This window comes from Mycobacterium sp. AT1 (assembly GCF_002043095.1).
Lineage (GTDB): Bacteria > Actinomycetota > Actinomycetes > Mycobacteriales > Mycobacteriaceae > Mycobacterium.
In genome coordinates this window covers 1-4,464 of sequence record NZ_MVOC01000126.1, presented here as the reverse complement: position 1 = coordinate 4,464, position 4,464 = coordinate 1, and the positions used below count along the sequence as shown (strand labels likewise).

Sequence of the window (4,464 nt, the reverse complement as noted above, 5' to 3'; positions counted from 1 at the left end):
GTCGAGCGCTCCTCCCCCGGTCACCGCGGCGCACGCCTGGTGCGGCGTGCTCGGCGTCCTGCGCGACTGGTCACCGTTCGTCGACGCCGACACCCAACCGGGGCGTCATCCGCGTCGGTGGATACGCCGGGCAGGGGCTCACCGCAGCCCACCTCGCCGGAACCGCTGCGATGGATCGGCGCCAACGCGCTGTACCGCGCCTACACCGTTGCCGACATCCTCGAAGAACGCGCGTCTCGCGCCCAGACCTCAAGCGCTGCAGCGGGGGCGGGCAACTGCATCATCTGTACGTCTCGATGAGCGGCGCGATGCGGTCGAGCGATCTGAGCGTTTCCGCTTCGGAGTGTGTGGAGAGCGAGACCAACGCCCGTTCCGCCCCGTGCTCACGATACGCATCGAACAGAGCGGGTTCGGCATTCTGGGGGAGGACGACAGAGACCGGAATGTCGGTCGCGCCATCGAGCAGGCCCAGCTGCCCGGAAACCATGGCGACGTCAGGGACGGCGATCGGCATCCAGCCAGCCTGGTGTCGACGGGCGCGGCGAACGGTAGCCGCAGTAAAGCCGCCGAAATATATTGGCGGATAGGGAATTTTTGACGGCTTTGGCCAACAGAAGGTGGCGTCGAAGTCGACTTCGTCACCGTGGAATTCGGCTTCGTCGACAGTCCTCGAACCCACGCTCCTCCACCGCCTTGCCCAACGTGTCTGGGCGGATGCCTTCATCGGTGATCACTGCGCCGACGCCGATTTTCATCTTTCTCTCCTCTGTCGAACGTCGCGGTCTCCGCGAATGGGATCAACTTCAGTCAAACCATGGCGGAGATGTCGTTCGCCACTCCGAGGAGTGACCTGCCGAAGACCTCCAGCGCCACGCCGGCGTTTAGTCCAGCATGTCGCGCTGCGGTGTTGGCGTCACGCCAATACCGCTGCAGCGGGCTACCTTCGGCAAAACTGGCCGCGCCGTGCACGTTGAGCAGCGCTTGCATGGCTTCAAGGACTTGCTGCGTCGCGTAACCGCAGGATGCCTTGAGACGCGCTCGGTCGGCGTAGCCGAGCACGCGGTTCTCGGCGGACGACGCGTCGAGTTCCTCGGCCATCGCGTAGGCGTGCAGCGAGGCAGTTTGAATCTTCAGTGCCGCGTCGGCCACCTGCAGCTGCACACTGACAGAGTCACGCTGACGTTCGATGAACGTGTAATGCAGCGGCTTCGTCGTCGCGGCCTCGGCCACCAGTGTCAACGCGGCACGTCCCATTCCCAGTATCGGTCCGAACAAGTTCAGCATTGCCATTGGGACGAACGTCAACCACCGTTGCGGGTCGTCGACAGAGGATTGCAAGGAGCCGTCGATCATTCCGGCCATGGGAATCATCCGATGGGTGGGCACGAACAGGTCGTCACCGACCCAGGTGTTGCTACCCGTGCCGAGCATTCCAACTGTCCGCCAGGTGTTTTCGACCGTTAACTCCGACGCGGGCACCAGGCAGAGGAACGGCTCGTCGGGCTGGTCGGGTGCGGCGCTGGTGAGTACCCCGATCGAGGCCCACTGGGCATGAAGGCAGCCCGAGGCGTAGGGCCAACGCCCACTCACCAGCACGCCGCCTTCGACACGACGGGCGGGGATGGAGGCGGCGGAGCCCGACACGCGCGTGTCGGGGTCCGAACCGTACAGCTCGCGCAGTGCATCTTCGGATGCATGGCTACTGACCCATGCGGCCGTCGCGGAGAGACCCACGTGCCACGCGGCCGAGCCGTCTGCCTCTCCGAGAGCCGAGGTCACGTCGAGCATTGTGCGTACGTCTGCGCCGTAGCCGCCGAACCGGCGGGGTGTACGCAGCCGGAAAAGACCAGCCGAGGTCATCGCCTGGACGACGTCATCAGGTGTCCGGCGATGCAGCTCGCCATCAGCGGCGCGGCTCCTCAGCAGAGGCTGTAGGGCGACCGCTCTGTCGAGTAACTCGACGCGCGTTGGACGATCGTCTTGCTCAATGGTGCTGGCCATGTCGGGTCTCCAAATCCTTTATTTCAACGCCACGTAGCTCCGCAGCGCGCAACGAGTGGTTTCAAATTGGGCGTGAGCCATCAGGCTGATTGCGTGCGGCGTATTCCCTGCAACCACCCACCAGGTCGACGAACGGCGTGACCTGGTGACCCGTCGTCCGCGGCCATCACCATTGACACCACTTTCGGACAAGTGAGGCGAGAACGCTTGTGTGGGCGCGCACGGTACTTGGTCGAACGCGTATCTCACCGTTCGCACCCTGGAAGCGATCGCGGGCGCGCCCACCGCGTCACCCACACCCAGGCCGTCACCGCTCGCCTTGGCCCCGTCGCATCGCCGGTCTATGGGCGCTGCTGCGCGACGTCGGACCTAGAGCGCGCAACTGCCACCAGCATTCTCATCCACACTCACCGACATCCCCTCCACACCGCAACCACCATCACCCACCAACCTCACCGACCGGCCCCACCCGTCGACAAGAAGAGGATGGGCGTCAGTCATCGAGAGCCCTCGAGTCGTTCGACGCGGCTTCACACCAGCCCGACGTGCTCGGCATGTCAAAGATCTGGATTAGTCGCCAATGATGTCCGGTGGATCGAAACTCAAGACGATCCGTCCGTTCAGAGACCGGCTTTCCATACGCTCGTGGGCCTCTGCGGCAGCGCCCACGGGAAGCACGTCGACTTCGGTCTTGCCAAGTCCGGCCTCGACCGCATTCAACGCAGCCTCGACCGCGGGACGGATGTCCTGTGGGTGCGTCGGGAAGTACGCCCCCGCGCTGAACCCTGAAACCGTGAGGCTGCCCAGCCAGAGCCTGTTGCTGTCGATGCGATGGCCCCAGTCGCCACTGGCGTTGCCGACCACCACGAGCCGACCGGCCGGCTTGAGTAGATCGAGACTGATGGACCGCAGTTCACCGCCCACGGGATCGACGATGACGTCGAACAGCTCACCGTCCAGAGCCTCCGGCAATCGAGCGGAGTCGACGATACGGTCATAGGGCAGCTGGGTTCTCGATGCAACATCCAACTTGCTGCTGCGGACCGAGCCCACGACTCGGGATGCCCCCAATTGCCGTGCCACACCCGGCACGGCCGCGGCGAACCCGCCGAGGGCTCCATGGACCAGGACGCTCTCTCCCCGGGTCATGGACGCAATCCTGGAGAGCGCGAGGTGGGCCATCGCGGCGTTCGGGAGGACCGCTACCGCCAGGGCCGGATCGATGTCACGGCCCGCCAACGACACGACGAGAGCCTGATCACTCACCACGACCGACGCGTAGCCGCCGGTGCCGGTACCCGACAGCGAGAGCACCTTCTCCCCGACCGAGAACCCGCTCACGCCCTGCCCGAGCGCTCGAACGGTCCCGACGATCTCCAAGCCGGGTATGAACGGCGGCTGCGGCATCCCCGGTTGGTCTTTGAACAAACCTTGTCGAATGAACACGTCGATCAACCCCACGGCTGCGTGGGTGACGTCGATCGCGACCTGACCCGCCGCTGGTCGTGGATCCGGTAGGTCGACGACCGCGAGTGTGCCGGGGCCCCCGAACCCCGTTGCCTGAACAGCCTTCACAGTGGCACCTTCTTTCATCCGCGCGGTGCGCCGCGCTCCTGCCGCGCTCGCGGCGTGTCATTTAACGCACTCAATGATGCGTTATGGCGACGGTAGCAGTCCGCATGGATTAATGCATCACGGGGTGCGTTATTCGGGTTGGGCGTGCATAACCCGGCAACGGTCACGCATGCTGGTGGCATGCGTCAGCGGGCTCGATCACCTGAACAGAAGGCGCGGCGCTCCGAAGCACTGCTGGAGGCGGCGGAGGAACTCGCACTCGAACTCGGCGGAGTCCGATTCGTGACGTTGGCACCGGTGACGGAGCGTGCGGGCATGCATCGCACCGGCGTGCGGCGCTACTACGCCAGCAAGGAGGAACTGCTGCTCGAGCTGGCCGAGCGCGGGTGGCAGCAGTTCAGCATCGCCGTCAGGCAGAAGACGCGCGACCGTACCGGTTTGGCGCCGCGCGACGTCGCGGCGCTGCTGAGTGACACGTTTGCCTCGTTGCCGGTGTTCTGCGACTTGCTGACACACGTCGTGTTGAGCCTCGAAGGAGACGTCGGGATTGACCGCGCTCGTCAGTACAAAGTGAATTCCTTTGCCGCGCATGATGAAATCGTCGCCGCGTTACAAGAAGCAAGCGTGCTGACGGTGGACCAGATCCAAGCCCTGATTGCTGCGGCCCTCGCCTTCGCAGCCAGCTTCTGGCAGGTCTCACATCCAACGCCGACACTCGCCGCGCTCTACGCGCAGGTTCCCGAGTGGGGACACGTCGCCCTCGACTTCACTCCCCGATTGCGACTTCTTCTCGAGGCCACGGCCGTCGGGCTGGCCGAGAATTCCGCCACCGTCGAGGAGCAGCCCTGAGGTAGCGCGCGACGGATCCGCACCGGCGCGTACTGCAAC

General features: G+C 64.9%; 4 protein-coding genes and 1 pseudogene. 2 read left to right on the top strand and 3 right to left on the bottom strand.

Annotated elements, in window-relative coordinates; genetic code table 11:
• Positions 1 to 300, top strand: a pseudogene (locus tag B1790_RS35575) (hypothetical protein); the annotation flags it as partial.
• Here B1790_RS35575 and B1790_RS34540 read toward each other — a convergent pair.
• From B1790_RS34540 to B1790_RS33955, 3 genes are all read right to left on the bottom strand, one after another.
• Complete coding sequence (locus B1790_RS34540) at positions 281 to 679, bottom strand: hypothetical protein (protein WP_142271688.1); 399 nt, start codon at positions 677 to 679, stop codon at positions 281 to 283. The pseudogene B1790_RS35575 and the gene B1790_RS34540 overlap by 20 nt on opposite strands.
• A 128-nt stretch (positions 680 to 807) precedes the next feature.
• On the bottom strand, positions 808 to 2,001 hold the full coding sequence (locus B1790_RS33960; RefSeq protein ID WP_079927649.1) for an acyl-CoA dehydrogenase family protein: 1,194 nt from the start codon (positions 1,999 to 2,001) through the stop codon (positions 808 to 810).
• Positions 2,002 to 2,571: 570 nt separating this feature from the next.
• Entirely contained in the window at positions 2,572 to 3,594 is a 1,023-nt protein-coding gene (locus tag B1790_RS33955) for a zinc-binding dehydrogenase (RefSeq protein ID WP_079927648.1), read from the bottom strand.
• A gap of 297 nt (positions 3,595 to 3,891) precedes the next feature.
• Here B1790_RS33955 and B1790_RS33950 point away from each other — a divergent pair, with 297 nt between their 5' ends.
• Positions 3,892 to 4,425, top strand: a complete 534-nt coding sequence (locus tag B1790_RS33950; RefSeq protein WP_233165448.1) for a hypothetical protein — start codon at positions 3,892 to 3,894, stop codon at positions 4,423 to 4,425.
• The last annotated feature ends 39 nt before the right edge of the window (positions 4,426 to 4,464 follow it).